At 41.4% G+C, this 16,733-nt stretch carries 13 protein-coding genes, 1 other RNA gene, 1 pseudogene and 1 riboswitch; of the genes and pseudogenes, 6 read left to right on the top strand and 9 right to left on the bottom strand.

Translation table 11 applies throughout. The annotated features are described in order from the left end of the window. Positions 1 to 415 precede the first annotated feature (415 nt). From ACR65H_RS10920 to ACR65H_RS10945, 6 genes are all read left to right on the top strand, one after another. Positions 416 to 859, top strand: coding sequence for a helical membrane plugin domain-containing protein (locus ACR65H_RS10920; RefSeq protein WP_440500277.1), 444 nt, complete (start codon positions 416 to 418; stop codon positions 857 to 859). A gap of 38 nt (positions 860 to 897) precedes the next feature. Beyond that, complete coding sequence (locus tag ACR65H_RS10925; protein ID WP_440500278.1) at positions 898 to 2,079, top strand: NAD(P)/FAD-dependent oxidoreductase; 1,182 nt, start codon at positions 898 to 900, stop codon at positions 2,077 to 2,079. 47 nt (positions 2,080 to 2,126) lie between these two features. Next, positions 2,127 to 2,900: an SDR family NAD(P)-dependent oxidoreductase gene (locus tag ACR65H_RS10930; protein ID WP_440500281.1), complete on the top strand. Its 774-nt coding sequence runs from the start codon at positions 2,127 to 2,129 to the stop codon at positions 2,898 to 2,900. Between the two features lie 497 nt (positions 2,901 to 3,397). After that, positions 3,398 to 4,873 (top strand): spore germination protein, encoded by a 1,476-nt coding sequence (locus ACR65H_RS10935; RefSeq protein ID WP_440500282.1) that lies wholly within the window; start codon positions 3,398 to 3,400, stop codon positions 4,871 to 4,873. Between the two features lie 4 nt (positions 4,874 to 4,877). After that, entirely contained in the window at positions 4,878 to 6,011 is a 1,134-nt protein-coding gene (locus tag ACR65H_RS10940) for a GerAB/ArcD/ProY family transporter (protein WP_440500284.1), read from the top strand. Beyond that, entirely contained in the window at positions 5,998 to 7,101 is a 1,104-nt protein-coding gene (locus tag ACR65H_RS10945) for a Ger(x)C family spore germination protein (protein WP_440500286.1), read from the top strand. Before ACR65H_RS10940 ends, ACR65H_RS10945 begins: the two co-directional genes overlap by 14 nt. A gap of 37 nt (positions 7,102 to 7,138) precedes the next feature. On the opposite strand, the pseudogene ACR65H_RS10950 reads toward ACR65H_RS10945, so the two are convergent. The 9 genes and pseudogenes from ACR65H_RS10950 to tpiA all read right to left on the bottom strand — a co-directional run. After that, a pseudogene (locus tag ACR65H_RS10950) lies at positions 7,139 to 7,298 on the bottom strand (Trk family potassium uptake protein); the annotation flags it as partial. A 176-nt stretch (positions 7,299 to 7,474) separates the two neighbouring features. Beyond that, positions 7,475 to 7,614, bottom strand: a riboswitch (cyclic di-AMP (ydaO/yuaA leader). A 404-nt stretch (positions 7,615 to 8,018) separates the two neighbouring features. Beyond that, positions 8,019 to 8,379, bottom strand: a transfer-messenger RNA (tmRNA) gene (gene ssrA / locus ACR65H_RS10955). Between the two features lie 103 nt (positions 8,380 to 8,482). After that, positions 8,483 to 8,950, bottom strand: coding sequence for an SsrA-binding protein SmpB (smpB, locus tag ACR65H_RS10960; protein ID WP_440500287.1), 468 nt, complete (start codon positions 8,948 to 8,950; stop codon positions 8,483 to 8,485). A 61-nt stretch (positions 8,951 to 9,011) separates the two neighbouring features. After that, entirely contained in the window at positions 9,012 to 11,300 is a 2,289-nt protein-coding gene (gene rnr / locus ACR65H_RS10965) for a ribonuclease R (protein WP_440500389.1), read from the bottom strand. An 88-nt stretch (positions 11,301 to 11,388) separates the two neighbouring features. Continuing rightward, a complete protein-coding gene (locus tag ACR65H_RS10970) occupies positions 11,389 to 12,135 on the bottom strand; it encodes an alpha/beta hydrolase (RefSeq protein WP_440500288.1) in 747 nt (248 codons plus the stop codon). Between the two features lie 159 nt (positions 12,136 to 12,294). Beyond that, positions 12,295 to 12,522, bottom strand: coding sequence for a preprotein translocase subunit SecG (gene secG, locus ACR65H_RS10975; RefSeq protein ID WP_060209912.1), 228 nt, complete (start codon positions 12,520 to 12,522; stop codon positions 12,295 to 12,297). A gap of 606 nt (positions 12,523 to 13,128) precedes the next feature. Further along, positions 13,129 to 14,424, bottom strand: coding sequence for a phosphopyruvate hydratase (gene eno / locus ACR65H_RS10980; RefSeq protein ID WP_440500289.1), 1,296 nt, complete (start codon positions 14,422 to 14,424; stop codon positions 13,129 to 13,131). 17 nt (positions 14,425 to 14,441) lie between these two features. Further along, on the bottom strand, positions 14,442 to 15,968 hold the full coding sequence (gene gpmI / locus ACR65H_RS10985; protein ID WP_440500290.1) for a 2,3-bisphosphoglycerate-independent phosphoglycerate mutase: 1,527 nt from the start codon (positions 15,966 to 15,968) through the stop codon (positions 14,442 to 14,444). After that, positions 15,961 to 16,722, bottom strand: coding sequence for a triose-phosphate isomerase (gene tpiA, locus ACR65H_RS10990; protein ID WP_440500292.1), 762 nt, complete (start codon positions 16,720 to 16,722; stop codon positions 15,961 to 15,963). The genes gpmI and tpiA overlap by 8 nt, the downstream gene beginning before the upstream one ends. Between the last annotated feature and the right edge of the window lie 11 nt (positions 16,723 to 16,733).

Here is a 16,733-nt window from a genome sequence, read left to right on the forward strand (position 1 = left end):
GAATTATAGTTTAATTAAAGTACTCTAATTGAACTATGTTTGTTATTCTATAAAATTTGAGTGCAAATTACAATCTCAAATACTTGCATGACAAATATTTTTTTTTACTTATTGTCCATTTTATGAAAAATAACGTCCATACCTCCCTTTCTCCATAAAAGCAGCCTCTTTCAGCTAGTAAATTAAAGAGGCGCATAATCCATTAGAAATTGAAGAATGCATATACTTTTGGTTGTTTTACATGCTTAATAGTTAGACATCAAATAATATGTTTGATTTTACTTGAAGATGGGCGTATATTGTTCAATGGAAAACTTAGTAGAGGTTTTCTTCCGTTATATTTCAACAGTAATTTGATTTATTGCTGATGTAAGGATCAGTTTAATTTTAATAATAAAGTAAAGGGGAATAGCAAATGACAGCACAGAATAATGCAACAAATCCTGCTGAAGAACTCGTGAATGTACCTTCAAATCAAGAAAAACTAGATGTTCTTGATCAACTATTAAAACCTGAAGTACAAGAGTCATTAACAGCTTTAGTAGAGCAATTGCCGAAACTAACCGAGCTTCTCACCATTTTGAATAAGTCCTATGATTTTGCTCAATCTGTTGCAACCGATGATGTATTAGTAAATGATACATTTGGTTTCATAAAAGAAATAGGCGAACCGGTAAAAGACTCTGTAAAAAATATTGCAGCTACAATGATCGAAGCCAAAGACCGTGCCGAGGATAGCAACGAAGTGATTGGTCTTTTTGGTCTTCTGAAAATGATGAAAGATCCACAGGCACAAAAGCTTTTCCGTTTTGTGAATTCATATTTGCAAGTAGCAGCTGAACGTGAGAACAGAAGATAATTCTTCTACTCCAAGACGATAAGAAAGGGGATAACAAAATGTCAAAACGCATTGTAATTTTAGGCGCAGGATATGGTGGTCTTCTAACTGCTCTAACTGTCCGCAACTATTTATCAAGTGATGACGCTACAATTACTGTTATCAATCAATATCCAACACACCAGATTATTACTGAATTGCATCGACTTGCAGGTGGGACAATCTCTGAAGAGGCCGTTTCGATACCTTTAGAAAAGCTTTTCAAAGGAAAAGATATCGACCTAAAAATAGCAAAGGTCGAGTCTTTCTCAGTCGACAATAAAGAGGTAAAGGTTTCTGATGGTTCAATTGTAAAATATGATGCACTTGTGGTCGCATTAGGCAGTGTAACAGCTTACTTTGGTATACCAGGGCTTGAAGAAAATAGCATGGTGTTAAAATCAGTAAATGATGCTACTAAAATCTACAATCATATCGTAGGTAAAATTAGTGAATACGCAAAATCTAAAAATGAAGCTGACGCTACCATTGTAATCGGTGGTGGCGGCTTAACCGGTATCGAATTAGTCGGGGAAATTATTGACCATATGCCCAAAATTGCAAAAGGTTTTGGTGTCGATCCAAAAGAATTGAAAATCAAACTTGTTGAAGCCGGTCCAAAAGTATTGCCAGTATTACCAGATCATTTAATAGAGCGCGCAACCGCAAGCCTAGAAGCACGTGGGGTAGAATTCTTAATGGGACTACCTGTAACAAATGTGAGTGGTAATGAAATCTCGTTGAAAGATGGCCGTACAATTGTAGCAAATACATTTGTCTGGACGGGCGGAGTAGCGGGTAATCCATTGGTTGGTGAATCAGAACTTGCAGTAGATCGCGGTCGTGCTACGGTTAATGAGTTTCTTCAATCAAGCTCACATCCAGATGTATTCGTTGTAGGTGACAGTGCGGTTGCCTTCCCTTCTGAAGGTGGTCGTCCATATGCTCCTACTGCACAAAATGCTTGGCAAATGGGTGAACTTGTAGGATATAACCTATATGCGTATTTACAAGGAAAAACGTTAGAAGCATTTGATCCAACAAACTCCGGTACATTGGCAAGCCTTGGTCGTAAAGACGGTGTGGCTTCAATCGGAGCTAACAATATAGCACTTAAAGGTTTACCTGCTTCTTTAATGAAGGAAGCGAGTAACGTTCGTTATTTAACACATATCAATGGGTTATTTAGTTTAGCTTATTAATAAGATAAATTTTTCATATTGTATTTCAAAAAAAAGGAGTGTTTTTCATGGTAGGAATTATGGAAGGTAAAGCAGGATTAGTCACAGCATCAGGGTCTGGAATCGGTAGAGCAGCTGCAGTTGCATTGGCAAAAGCAGGCGCAAAGGTAATGATTTCTGACGTAAGCGAACAAGCAGGACAAGAAACTGTACAAATCATCAAAGATAACGGCGGCGAAGCAGCATTTTTCAAATGTGACGTAAGTGATGAAGAGCAAGTAATCGCACTTGTCAATAAAACAGTTGAAACATTTGGCAAGCTTGACTTTGCACATAACAATGCAGGTATCAACAAAGGTCTTAAACCAATTGGAGAAATGGATTCTAAAGACTGGGATATTACACTAAAAGTAAATCTGTATGGTACTTTTTACTGCATCAAGCACCAAGTCAATGCAATGTTGAAAACTGGCGGCGGTGCAATTGTCAATACGGCTTCAGGTGCTGGTATTGAAGGATCACCAAACATGGCCCCTTATACAGCATCTAAACATGCAATTGCTGGTTTAACGAAATCAGTTGCATTGGAATATGGTCAAAAAGGCATTACCATTAATTCGATTGCACCTGGTGCAACGATTACACCTGCAATTGAATCTTGGGCAAAAACATCTCCAGAACAATACGAAGGCGTACTCAAATCACTTCCAGCTGGAAGAATGTCTACCGCTGAAGATCAAGCAAATGCTGTCGTATTCCTATGCTCAGATCTTGCAAAATCAATTAGCGGTGTAACACTTGCAGTGGATGGCGGTTATACTGCAGGTAAAATGCAACAATAAGTTACGCAGATTTTCATAACGCCATAGTAAAATTCTGAACCCTCGGGAACTCCAATAGGAGTATCCGAGGGTTCTGTGCAGTACAGGACTCTTAATTCCCTAACTGCTAAACAGCCCATATTACAAATAACACTTCCTTCAAAGAACAGATGGACAAAAAAAGAAGTACAAATCCTCCATGAAGAGGATTTGTACTTCTACTTGTGATTTTAATTATTTCTTCGCCGTTTACTTAGCGATATTTTTGCCAGTACAGTAATATCAACCCTTTCAACGTATTTGATTTTTATATCCACTCAAATTATAAGTATTAGATTGATTGAATTGGGTTTACCTTTAACTTTTGGTATCGTTTTAGATAATTATTTTATTTTTGGCATATGTATGGTTAACAATTCTTGGGTCGTTATGCTCCTCTACGTGTTATGTATATTTTAATATTAATTTGCTAATAATGTGTATGAATATTTAAGTAAGACTAGAGGGCTGGGATGTACATGTTTTGGAAAAAAAAACAAATTGAAAGTAAGCTTGCTGCTCAATCAATAGCTGAATCAGAATTATCGATAGAAGCTCTGAAAAAAAGCCTCGTTCAAATGGATGATGCAGAATTTGTGGAAATTGACATTTCCGATATTCGAAAAATTCATCTTGTTTACATACGAACTCTCATTGACACAGAAAAATTAAATGAAAGCATTATAAATCCTTTAACTAATTGTTCCAAACCGTCTATTCAAGATTGCATTGTGAATTCCTCAATTATTCACATTCCTATTTTTATAGAGGCAAAAAAACAGTTGTTTTCAGGGTCCATTTTGTTATTTGATTCTTCGCAAAACCTTTGGTTAGCTGTGCCATTACAAAATCCTATTGGACGTGCCATTGAAACATCTGAAACAGAAACCATCCTGTTCGGAGCAAAAGACAGCTTTAGTGAACAAGTAGAACAAAATATTACGCTTATTCGAAGACGACTCCCCATACATGAACTGAAAGCAGAGAAGTTTACTGTCGGTTCTATGAGTGAGACAAGTGTTGTTTTAATGTACATAGAGGGGCTGACTAATCCAGATTTTGTTTCAACAGTCAAAGAGAAGATTTCTGAAATTAATTTTGATCTCTTCTTTGACTCCTCTCAAGTTGCGGTATTCATGGAGGAACATCAAAACAGTATTTTTCCTCAGTTTCAGCAAACTGACCGGCCTGATGTAGTTGCTTATTCTCTGGGATTAGGAAAGATCACCCTTCTGGTAGACAATACCCCATTTGCTCTTGTTGCACCCATTACTTTTTTCCATTTGTTCCAATCACCCGAGGACTATATTAATCGATGGGTAGTTTCCAGTTTTTTGCGAATCCTCCGATATATCAGTTTCATTCTGTCAATCACATTGATTCCTTTCTATGTGGCATTGACAACTCATCACTATCAAATGATTCCTATGCAAACACTTCTGGTCTTGGTCGACTCAAGGAGCAAGCTTCCTTTTACTCCTTTTTGGGAAGCATTTATCATGTTAATTTTTATTGAAATCATAAAAGAAGCAAGTTTAAGAATGCCTACAAAAACAGGTCAAACACTTGGGGTTATTGGTGGTATTGTGATTGGTCAAGCAGCTGTTGAGGCTGGATTCGCTAGCAAAGTATTAATTGTCATGGTTGGGATCTCCACGATAGCTTCCTTTCTTATTCCCAACTACCTTATGACAAAAGCAAATTCATTAATTCAATTGATGCTTCTAGTTTTTTCTTCTTTACTTGGGATAATTGGGATTGCACTAGGAAGCATTGCTATTTTAGCCCATCTTAATAGCTTGTCTTCAATCAAGCAACCCTATTTTTCACCAGTTTCCCCTTTCTTTGGAAAGGATTGGATTGACTTATTCATACGAGGGCCATTAGACAAAATGTTGGAGCGTCCAGAGCATCTTAAACCTCTAAAACTGAAGAGATATAAAACTAGGAGATGACTTGATGGAAACCCACCAATTATTTAAAAAAAATGAAACTTATAATGGGCTCTATGCCATGTTGTTGGTAAATCGCCTCCAAATGCTATACTTTTTTCTGATTATGCCAAACATCTTGATCAATCCATATATGATTTGGGTGCTTATAGCTGTCGGGATATTATCCCAACTAAACCTTCTTCTTTTATCGAAGTGGCTTTTAACCCGGTTATCTAGCAATGGATATAATGGATTTGTCCAATTGTTCGGGAAAAAATTGGTGCGATTTCTCTCTTTCATCGGGTTGTTCTTTATTCTACTTAAACTTTCCGTCATAACCTTAGGATTCAGCGAAATTGTTCAAACATTTATACTTCCATCAACAGATACAAATTTTCTTGTCTTTTTTATTTTGTTGTTCTGTTTTTATGTCGCAGGTAAGGGCATTGAACATACCATTCGTTTTGTGTTGATTTCTTTTTTCTGTACATTTTGGATGATCACATTTTTCATTTTTTTCTTCTTTCCTCCAATAGCTCAACTCAGTGATTTGTATCCACTTATTCCAATGGAGTGGAAAGTAGAAAATTGGAAAGCTTTTTTTTTAATTTTGTCTTCCTATTCTGGCCCAGAATTTCTGGTATTTATGGGACCATGGCTTAAAACAAACAATAAAACCTTTCGCTATTTATCTTACGGCAACGCTCTCACCGTTGTAGAGTATGTATTCCTATTTATAGCATCCCTACTTTTTTTCGGTTCCAATTATTTAAGTAAAAGTCAATATCCAATTATTAATATGACCCGTTATTTTCAAAACCCAGTGTTTGAACGAATTGATATGATCATGCTTTCCTTTGAATTATTTAACTTAGTTTTTGCGGTTTCTCTATTTCTACTATTGTTTTATGGAGCATCTAAAATAGCTTTTGGTAAAATGAGCAAGCCGTCCAGTGGAAAAGGTTTATTATTCAGTGTAATCCTTATTTTTATCGGAATGGTTCTTTTGAATGAATTGTTTTGGAAACCCTGGGAGAAGGAGAACTTTTTACTTAATCTTCAAATTATAGCTGGAAGCATAAGCTATTTTCTTGTTCCACTTGTTATTGTTTTAGTAATGAAAAAAGAACAGGGGGTTAAAAAACATGTGTCTATATAAAAAGATATGTAAAAGATTGATAATCCTTTTTATGACATTTTGGTTATCTGGCTGTGCCCCTTTTACCGAAAATAACCTTATTGAAGAGATTTCTCCCGTTACCTTTTTGTCAATTAGTAAGGGGGATAAAGGGAAATTAAAAGTCAGTACAATTATGCCTCCTCTAAGTAAAGAAAATAAGTTTGTTATGTCACAAGAAGTCAGCTTATTAAAGGAGGGAGTACAGAAGTACAACTTAAACTTCTACCAGGAAATTAAATCCGGACAAATGCGGATGCTGGTAATTAGTGATGAACTTGGAAAAGACGGGATTATGTCCATTATAAATGTATTATTGACTGATCCGGATATTTCTCCGAGAATCTATTTAGTTATCGTAAAAGGAAATTTTGATGAATACTTGGAAAGTCAATTGGACAAAGATGAAAACTTTGATTACTCGTTTTACCGAATGCTGAAGCATTATGAGGAAAAAAACCAAGGAGAATTAACTGTCGTTAATCTTCATCAATTTAAAAATTTGCTCTATACTCCTTATTCAGATCCTTTCTTGCCTGTATTCAAAATAGAAGAGGATGGGGTCAACTATGAAGGTACAGCCTTGTTTAAAGATGACAAGCTAGTTGAAACTATTTCATCTTTAGATGATCGTATCTTCCAGCTGATAAACAACGATCACTACTTAGCTGTTTTACCGATTCAAAAATTTGAAATTGTACTGGGTCATGTTAGATCTAAAATAATAGTAGATATCGATAGCAGCTATTCTACAATGACCTATACCGTGAATATAGACACTAGGATTGAGGAATACCGGGGAGAGAAGCAATTATTTGACCCAAAGGAGTTAGAAAATATGAAAAAAGATATCGAAACCCACCTTGAAAAACAAACACATGAACTAATTAAAAAGATCCAAGAATTGAAAGTGGATCCATTACAGCTTGGCATACAAACAAAAAGACCATTCTCAAAACCAATGGAAGAAAAAAAATGGATTGAAATGTTTGAGAAGATGGACATTAAAATAAAATACAATATTAATATTGATCCTTTGACGGATGCAAATTCAAAAAGGCAAAACCTTTAATTTTTCTATTGAATAACTTATAACGTAAACAAAATATAGCAGAAGTAGCTGTAAATAACGCATCTAGGAATGGAAGTCCTTTACCATCCTCTGTCGCTATCAGGAGAGTCAATAAAAAAGCTCCTATTAGGATTAAAATGGAAAAAAACCATAACAAGTACTTTCGATGGATTAAGGCTCTCTTTGAATTTTTTCATAACTCTCTCCTAAAATTAAGTTAAAAGTATATTTACCCATACACTTGTTCCAAGCTTAGGTATGTTTTACCGTCGAGGTTATTTCTTATTCTAAAATAATTAATAAAGTTTTATGAACGTGAAAAGACCGATTTAAATTTTACAGTAAACGACAAAAAGAATACTTGAATAAGGCGGTCTATTTTATGACCTCCTTCGCATTAGCCGACGGGTTAGGATGGCGAAAGAGTATATATATCATCCTATCTGCAATGCAGAATTAACCCCAAAAGATTGGGTCCTCCGTTCTCAATTGTTGAGATTTGGCTTTGATAGTTTTCTTATTTACGAGCTAATTTTACTCCTGTTTATAACACTTGTATTCACAATACCAACTTTTCTTTAAAATTGTTATTCAACAACCTGACCCGTTTGTTGAATAACGTGTTTATCAAGGATAAAAAATAACGCCATAGTATTCCTTAAAACAACCATAAGATTTCCATAAAAAAATAAAGCATAAGCTTTCCATTTGGAAAACTTAGCTTTACGTCACAGATTCAATTTTAGTCATAGAAAAACAATTTTTACTACCATAACTTCTTGATATTTCATGTTCCTTCACTTGATAATAACCAATTTAGTATATTTCTTGCCAAAAATAAATTTAAGTATATCCTTGCCAGTGCGGCAAAGTTATACTTAAAATTAAAGCCCGTAGCATCAAGGCTTACGGGCTTAGTATGGAGACGGCGGGAGTCGAACCCGCGTCCAAAGGCTCTGCTACTTCAGCGTCTACGCGTGTAGATTGACTACTTGCGATTCGCACTGCATTATGCCGTCAATCAAGGCGTCTTGAGCGCTATCCTGATAATCTCTTGCAACGGCCTCAGGAGGCGACCGTTACCGTATCCCACTAATAGGTGAGCCTAACAATGCCACATGGGCGATGGAACTGCTAGGCAGATTCATCAGCTTACGCTGCGAATGCTAAGTTGTTGTTTGTTTTGCCAGTTATTATTAACTGTCGTTTCTGACGGAGACGATCCCTCCGACGCGCAGCTCAAGCCCAGACCACCCCTGTCGAATCCGTAACGTCCCCGTTATAAAAGGTTGTTACACCTTTAAAGGGATGTCAGGAATGCCTGTTGAAAGGCTTCTGAACTATATCACTACTAGTATCATACTACATTTTTACGTAAAAATCAATATTGCTGTTTCGCTTTGAAGGCACGTTCCATGTCGCGTTTCGCTTCTTTCTTCTTCAGATCGTCGCGTTTATCATACAGCTTCTTCCCTTTACCAACGCCGATCAATACTTTCGCGAAGCCGTCTTTCAAGTACATCTTTAGCGGCACAATTGTGTAACCTTCCTGCTTCACTTGCCCGACTAGCGTTGCAATCTGTTTCTTATGAAGCAGCAGTTTCCGCGAACGCAATGGGTCGTGGTTGAATTGATTTCCTTGTTCGTACGGACTGATATGCATGTTGGAAATCCATGCTTCATTGTTGCGGATCAAGACGAATGCGTCGCGAAGCTGGACTTTGCCGTTTCGGATCGATTTGATTTCCGTTCCTTGCAGCACGATGCCTGCTTCTATTGTCTCTTCAATCGCATAATCATGGTTTGCTTTTTTATTAATTGCTAGAACTTTTCCTTGGCCTTTCGCCATGAAAATCCCCCCTGTTCAATCAAAAACTCCACGGCATTCGCCTGAACGAATGCCGCTACGTTTATTTTCTCTTTCTTGGAGCCTGTTTCTTCTTCTTTTTCGCTACACCTTCATAGAACTTCTTCTTCTGGCTAGGAGCGCCTTTTTTCTTCTCACCTTTAGGCTTATCGGAATCTCCTCGACGACCGCCGCCACTTGATGGCTTCTTCGCGTGGATGACCTTCGGCGTCTCTTTCCGCGCGCGATGGAAGGACTGCTTCATCCCCGCGATTTCAAAGTCGATCGCCGATTCCTCAGGTTTTACGGAAACGACGCGGATCGTCACTTCATCACCAATCCTGAACTGCTTGCCGGTATGCTCGCCGATCATCATCATTTGACGGTCATCGAAACGGTAATAATCGTCCGTCATATAGCTGACATGGACAAGTCCTTCGACTGTGTTTTCAAGTTCCACGAACATACCGAAGTTCGTCACCGATGAAATGACGCCGTCGAATTCCTCGCCAATCTTATCGAGCATGTACTGTGCCTTCTTCAATGCGTCTGTATCGCGTTCCGCATCAACTGCACGGCGTTCACGCTCTGATGTATGCTGAGCGATTTCAGACATGTTTGCGTTCCAATGAGCAATCGTTTCAGACGAAACATCTTTTTCGATCAAATACGTCCGGATCAGTCGATGAACGATCAAGTCCGGATAACGTCTGATTGGTGACGTGAAATGCGTATAGAAATCGGCTGACAAACCGAAGTGGCCAAGGCTTTCCTCGAAATACTTCGCTTGTTGCATTGAGCGGAGGAGCATTGTCGAAATGACGGTCTCTTCCGGCATGCCTTCGATCGACTCGACGATTTCCTGCAAGGCACGAGGATGCACTTTATTCCCAGTACCCTTCACGACGATTCCGAAGTTAGTCAGAAACTCAAAGAATCGTTGAAGCTTTTCCACTTTCGGGTCTTCGTGAATCCGGTAAAGGAACGGCACTTGCATCCAGTGAAAGTGCTCGGCAACTGTTTCGTTTGCCGCGAGCATGAATTCCTCGATAAGACGTTCCGCCGCTGTACGTTCCCGTAACACGATATCAGTCGGCCATCCTTTTTCATCGACAATCACTTTCGATTCCTTGAAATCGAAGTCGATCGCGCCACGGTCGATCCGTTTCTGTCTTAAGATGGACGCGAGCTCGGCCATATCATTCAGCATCGGAACGATATGCTCGTATTTTTTCATGAGTTCTTCGTCTTTTAACTCAATAATTTTATAGACGTCTGTGTATGTCATTCTTTCCTTCGACTGGATGACACTTTCGAATATTTCATGATGGATCACTTTACCGTTTCGATCGATTGTCATGCGGCACGACATCGTCAGACGGTCGACATGCGGATTCAAGGAACAAATGCCGTTTGACAGCTTATGAGGAAGCATCGGGATGACTCGGTCCGTCAAATAGACGCTCGTCGCCCGTTCGTACGCCTCATCGTCAAGCGGTGTGTTTTCCTGTACATAGTGACTGACGTCCGCAATATGGACGGATAATACATAAGAGCCATCCTCGTTTTTCACAAGGGAAATGGCATCATCCAAGTCCTTTGCGTCGGCGCCGTCAATTGTAATGACGAGATCTTCCCGCAAGTCAGTGCGTTTGAACAGATCCTTTTCTTGCACTTCATCCGGCGTACGATTTGCCTGCTCCATCACTTCAGGCGGGAACTCGACTTCAATGCCGTGCTTATGGATGATCGATAAAATATCGACACCTGGGTCGTTTTTATGTCCGAGGATTTGCACGACCATGCCTGTTGCGGATTTCAGTTCACTTGGCCAATCTGTAATTTCCACGACGACTTTATGTCCGTCTACGGCGTCGAGTGAATTTCCTTTGCCAATGAAAATATCCATCGGAAGTTTTTTATCGTCCGGGATAACAAAGCCGAAGCCGCGGTTATCTTGGTACGTGCCGACAACCTTCGTCGTTTTCCGCTCAGCGATTCGAATGATCGAGCCTTCGCGACGGTCGCCGTAATCACCTTTCGAAACACGTACAAGGACAATGTCCCCGTTCATCGCCCCGTTCACTTCAGGCGGTGGAATGAATATATCGTCCATCCCTTCCGTTTCAGGCGTGACGAATCCGAAACCTTTCGCATGTCCGATGAATTTACCTCTCACTAAGTTCATGCGCTCAGGGACGCCGTATCGATTTGTGCGTGAGCGGACAATTTCGCCTTTTTGTTCGAGCTGCACGAGCATCTTTACGAGCTCCTTGAACTCTGCAGCCCCTTCAATGCCCAATGACTCCTGGATTTCCTGAACCGTCAATGGCTTATACGATTCCTCTTTCATGAAAGACAACAGTCTTGTTTTTAACTCTTCGTCAATAAAATCCAATTACCATCCCTCCATTCATAACTATCGTCAACTGATTTCATTTTCACACGTTCCAGTCGAGTGATTCAAGAAATTCAAATACCGTTTCGTGAAGATGTTCTTTTTCAGGTCCAAGTGTAATGACATGACCGGATTTTTCATACCACTCGATCTGTTTCTTTTCAGATGATGCATTCTCGTAAATGATGTTGGCCGAATTAGGATCGATCACTTCGTCATTACGTGATTGGATGACGAGAAGTGGAGCATCGATTTCCGGAAGCTGTCCCTTTACTTCATCGACTAGCGGCGTCAATTCGGCAAGAGACGGCATCGTTTTGCCGCGGAGTGCTTCAACTTCTTCTTCGATTTCGGCTTTCGATTTTCCTTCATATCTTTTATAGTCTGAAGCATATTTTAATACGCCTTCATACAATTTATCCGGAGTTTTCATAACCATTGGCGAGCACATAGTTACAATACCCTTCACAGGCATTTTAACCCCTAATTTCAATGAAAATACACCGCCTAATGATAATCCGCCGATTGCGATTTCTTCATAGCCAGCTTCTTTTAATTCATTGTAGCCCGCAATGACATCTTCCCACCATTCGTCGGGTCCTGTTCCAATCAGTTGTTCAGGCGGGACACCATGTCCTTTATAGTGCGGAGCTAGTGATGTATAGCCTTTCTTTTCTAGAAAACGACCAAGCATCCGGACGTCTGCGGATGTTCCTGTGAAGCCGTGCAATAATAAGACGGCCCGTTTGCCACTTTCAAAAAAGAACGGCTTCGGCTGTGCTATTCTCATATCCCTCATCCTTTCTCTTCCATCCCGGCATTACAAAAATTCATGTAGATTTAAATAAAAAAGCCTTATGTATCCTATCTTTCCCTTTTTATGATGAAAAAAACGCCCGACCATTCGGGTGGCCAGGCGTTTGACAGTTATGTGATTATATAGTTCCGATTAGAATTTCACGATGGCGATCGCCAAAACGAAAAATAAAATTGAAAGTACAATTGTCACTCTTTGAAGCACTAAGTCTAGTCCACGTGCTTTCTGTTTTCCAAAAAGTTGTTCGGCACCACCGGAGATGGCTCCAGACAGACCTGCACTTTTTCCGGATTGCAATAATACAACGACAATCAACGCCAATGATACGATTAATAGTAATGTCATTAACAAAGCATGCACTTTGTTCCACCTCCTGCATAGAGCATCTCAACATTTATATTCTATCAAACATATTAAACTGTTACAACAAAATTCGGGAAGATTACGGTTTTGCGCTCAAGATTCGAGTTCTGAGCTCATGAATTCCAGTTCAGTGCTCATGATTCCAGTCTCGCGCTCAAGATTCCAGTCCCGCGCTCATGAATTCCAGTTCCGCGCTCATGAATTCCAGTTCCGCGCTCATGAATTCCAGTTCCGTGCTCATGATTCCAGTCACGCGCTCATGAATTCCAGTTTCGCGCTCATGATTCCAATTTCGCGCTCATGGTTCCAGTTCCGCGCTCAAGATCCCAATTCCGCGCTCAAGATTTCAGTTCCGCGCTCATGATTTCAGTTCCGCGCTCATGAATTCCAGTTCCGCGCTCATGAATTCCAGTTCCGCGCTCATGAATTCCAGTTTCGCGCTCATGATTCCAGTTCCGCGCTCATGATTTCAGTTCCGTGCTCATGATTCCAGTCTCGCGCTCAAGATCCCAGTCCAGCGCTCAAGATTTCAATTCTGCGCTCAAAAATACGATCTCCCCACTTAAAAACAATCAGCCGGTCATTGCCGGCTGATTATTGTTGTCATTTTTTTAAGTTATAGAACGTTTTTGCTCCAAGGTAGACTGCTGTTTCATCCAATTGGTCTTCAATGCGAAGCAATTGGTTGTATTTCGCGACGCGGTCTGTACGTGAAGGTGCACCTGTCTTAATTTGCCCTGCATTTGTCGCGACTGCGATATCAGCGATTGTTGTATCTTCGGATTCGCCGGAACGGTGGGAAATGACTGCTGTATAGCCTGCACGTTTCGCCATTTCGATCGCATCGAATGTTTCTGTCAATGTACCGATTTGGTTCACTTTGATGAGGATCGAGTTGCCGACACCTTCTTCAATGCCGCGCTCCAATTTCTCTGTATTCGTAACGAATAGATCGTCTCCTACCAATTGAACTTTCGTGCCGAGACGCTCTGTCAATAGCTTGTGCCCAGCCCAATCATTTTCGTCAAGGCCGTCTTCGATCGAAACGATCGGATATTTCGAGCAAAGCTCTTCATACCATGCAACCATTTCTTCGGAAGTTTTTGTAATTCCTTCCCCAGCAAGACGGTATAAGTTCTCTTTGCTGTCGTAGAACTCGGAAGAGGCAACGTCCATTGCAAGCAATACTTCTTCACCTGGTTTGTATCCAGCATTTTCAATTGCTTCCATAATTGTAGCAAGCGCTTCTTCGTTCGATGCCAAGTTCGGTGCGAAGCCGCCTTCATCACCTACAGCAGTGTTAAGGCCTTTCGATTTCAACACGTCTTTTAAGCTATGGAAAATTTCAGCTCCCATACGAAGACCGTGACGGAAAGATTCCGCGCCTACAGGCATGACCATGAATTCTTGGATGTCGACGTTGTTATCCGCATGTTCTCCGCCATTCAAAATGTTCATCATTGGAACTGGCAATTGCTTCGCGTTTACGCCGCCAAGGTATTGGTAAAGTGGAACGTCCAAGTAATCCGCTGCAGCGTGTGCTACTGCCATTGAAACGCCAAGGATCGCATTTGCGCCTAGCTTGCCTTTATTTTTCGTACCATCTAGTTCAAGCAGCGCATTGTCGATGACAACTTGATCGAGCACTGAATAATTGTCTACGATTTCATCCGCGATGATTTCATTGACATGATCGACCGCTTTCAAAACTCCTTTTCCAAGATAGCGGGATGCGTCGCCGTCGCGTAGTTCGACAGCTTCGTATTCACCTGTGGAAGCTCCTGAAGGAACGATGGCACGGCCAAACGCTCCGCTTTCTGTAAACACTTCGACTTCAACAGTCGGATTTCCGCGTGAATCAAGAACTTCTCTTGCTTGGATATGAGTAATGATTGGCATTTCAATCTCTCCCTTTATTAGAATAATGGTGTTCCGGACATTTCTTCCGGCTGTTCGATTTCCAATAATTTTAGCATTGTCGGGGCAAGGTCCGATAGTATACCGCCTTCCCGCAACTCGATATCAGGTTTTGTAATGATGACCGGCACCGGATTTGTCGTATGTGCAGTCATCGGCTTCCCTTCCATCGTCACGACTTCATCGGAGTTCCCGTGGTCCGCAGTGACGATTGCCGTTCCGCCTTTTAGCAACAATGCGTCGATGATCCTTCCAAGGCATGCATCGACCGTTTCGATCGCTTTGATCGTCGGCTCAAGCATTCCGCTATGCCCGACCATGTCAGGGTTCGCAAAGTTGAGGATGATCGCGTCCTGCGTTTCATCTTCAATCTCTTTCAGCAACGCCTCTGTCACTTCAATGGCACTCATTTCAGGCTTCAAATCATACGTTGCGACTTTCGGACTTGCAATCAGAATCCTTTTCTCGCCTTCGAATTCATCTTCCTTGCCGCCGCTCATGAAAAACGTCACATGCGGATATTTTTCCGTTTCGGCAATCCGCAGCTGGCGAAGTCCATTTTTAGAAAGCACTTCTCCTAACGTGTTTTGCAAATTTTCATTTCCAAACACAACGTCTGCTTCAACTTCATCACTATACTGTGTAAATGTGACGAACTTCAAGTTTTCGAACGTTTCAGGTCCTGTATGAAAACCGTCAAACGATGGATCAGTAAACGCCTTCGATAATTGAATCGCACGATCGGGACGGAAATTGAAGAAAACGACCGCGTCCCCGTCTTTCACTGTTGTGACCGGCTTGCCATCTTCCTCAATGATGAACGGCTCCACAAACTCATCGTGGATGCCTTTCACATACGAAGATAATATGCCTTCCGTAGCTGTTTTGAATGTTTCACCTGTACCGTCGACAATTGCCCGGTATGCGCGCTCCACCCTGTCCCATCTTTTATCCCGGTCCATTGCATAAAACCGGCCGGAAACTGTGGCAATCTTACCGACTTCGAGCCCTTCCAACACCTTTTCAGTCTGCTCAACATAGCCTGGAGCTGTTTGCGGTCCGACGTCCCGTCCGTCCAGGAATGCGTGTATAAATACTTTTTTAATGCCTTTCATTTTGGCAAGGCGAAGGAGGGCAAATAAATGCTCATAATGGCTATGTACACCGCCGTCCGAAAGCAGCCCCATCAGATGAAGGGATGAGTCGTTCTGTTTCACATGATCAATTGCCCCAAGCAAAGCCGGTTTCGTCATGAAGTCCCCGTCCTTGATGGACTTATTGATCCGCGTCAAGCTTTGATAGACGATCCGGCCTGCGCCGATGTTCAGATGGCCAACTTCCGAATTCCCCATCTGCCCTTCAGGGAGGCCGACAGCTTCACCGCAAGCGGTTAATGTAGAATGCGGATATTCATTCCAAAGGATGTCGAAGTTCGGTGTGCTCGCTTGTGCAACCGCATTGCCGAACCGTTCCTCCCTTAGTCCGAAGCCATCCAAAATAATCAATGCGACAGGTGCTTTAGTCATTCGCCGCAACCCCGATCATTTCAAGGAATGAATCCGGTTCAAGGCTCGCTCCCCCGACAAGCGCACCATCAATATGTTCCATCGACAGAAGCTCACCGATATTGCCAGGTTTCACGCTGCCGCCGTATTGGATGCGGATTGCCGAAGCTGTTTCATCGTCGTATAGCTTGCCGATTTCAGCACGGATCTCTCCGCATACTTCATTCGCATCTTGCGCTGTCGCCGTTTTGCCTGTTCCGATTGCCCAAATCGGCTCGTAAGCGATGATTGCAGCTTTTGCCTGCTCCGCGCTCACGCCTTCAAACGCTTTCTTCACTTGGTCTGCTACTGTTTCTACAGTATTCCCAGCTTCCCGCTCGTCAAGGCTTTCACCGACACAAACAATTGGCGTCAATCCTTTCGAAAAGGCTGCCAATACTTTACGATTCACCGCTTCATCCGTTTCATTGAAATATTGGCGACGTTCAGAATGGCCGAGAATGACGAATGGCACATTCAGATCCGCCAGCATTTTTGGGCTTATTTCTCCAGTGAATGCCCCTTCATCGACGTCATGCATCGTTTGAGCACCAATTTTCAATGAAGTGCCTTCTGTTACCCCTACAAGTTCGGACAGGTATAGAGAAGGCGGACAAATGACTGCTTCGACTTTGTCTGTTTCAGGCAAGCGGTCTTTCACTTCAGTTACAAAGTTTTTAGCTTCACCGATCGTTTTATACATTTTCCAGTTTCCTGCAATGATTCGTTTTCGCATTTTTCTTCCTC

The organism is Sporosarcina sp. SAFN-015 (assembly GCF_059415085.1).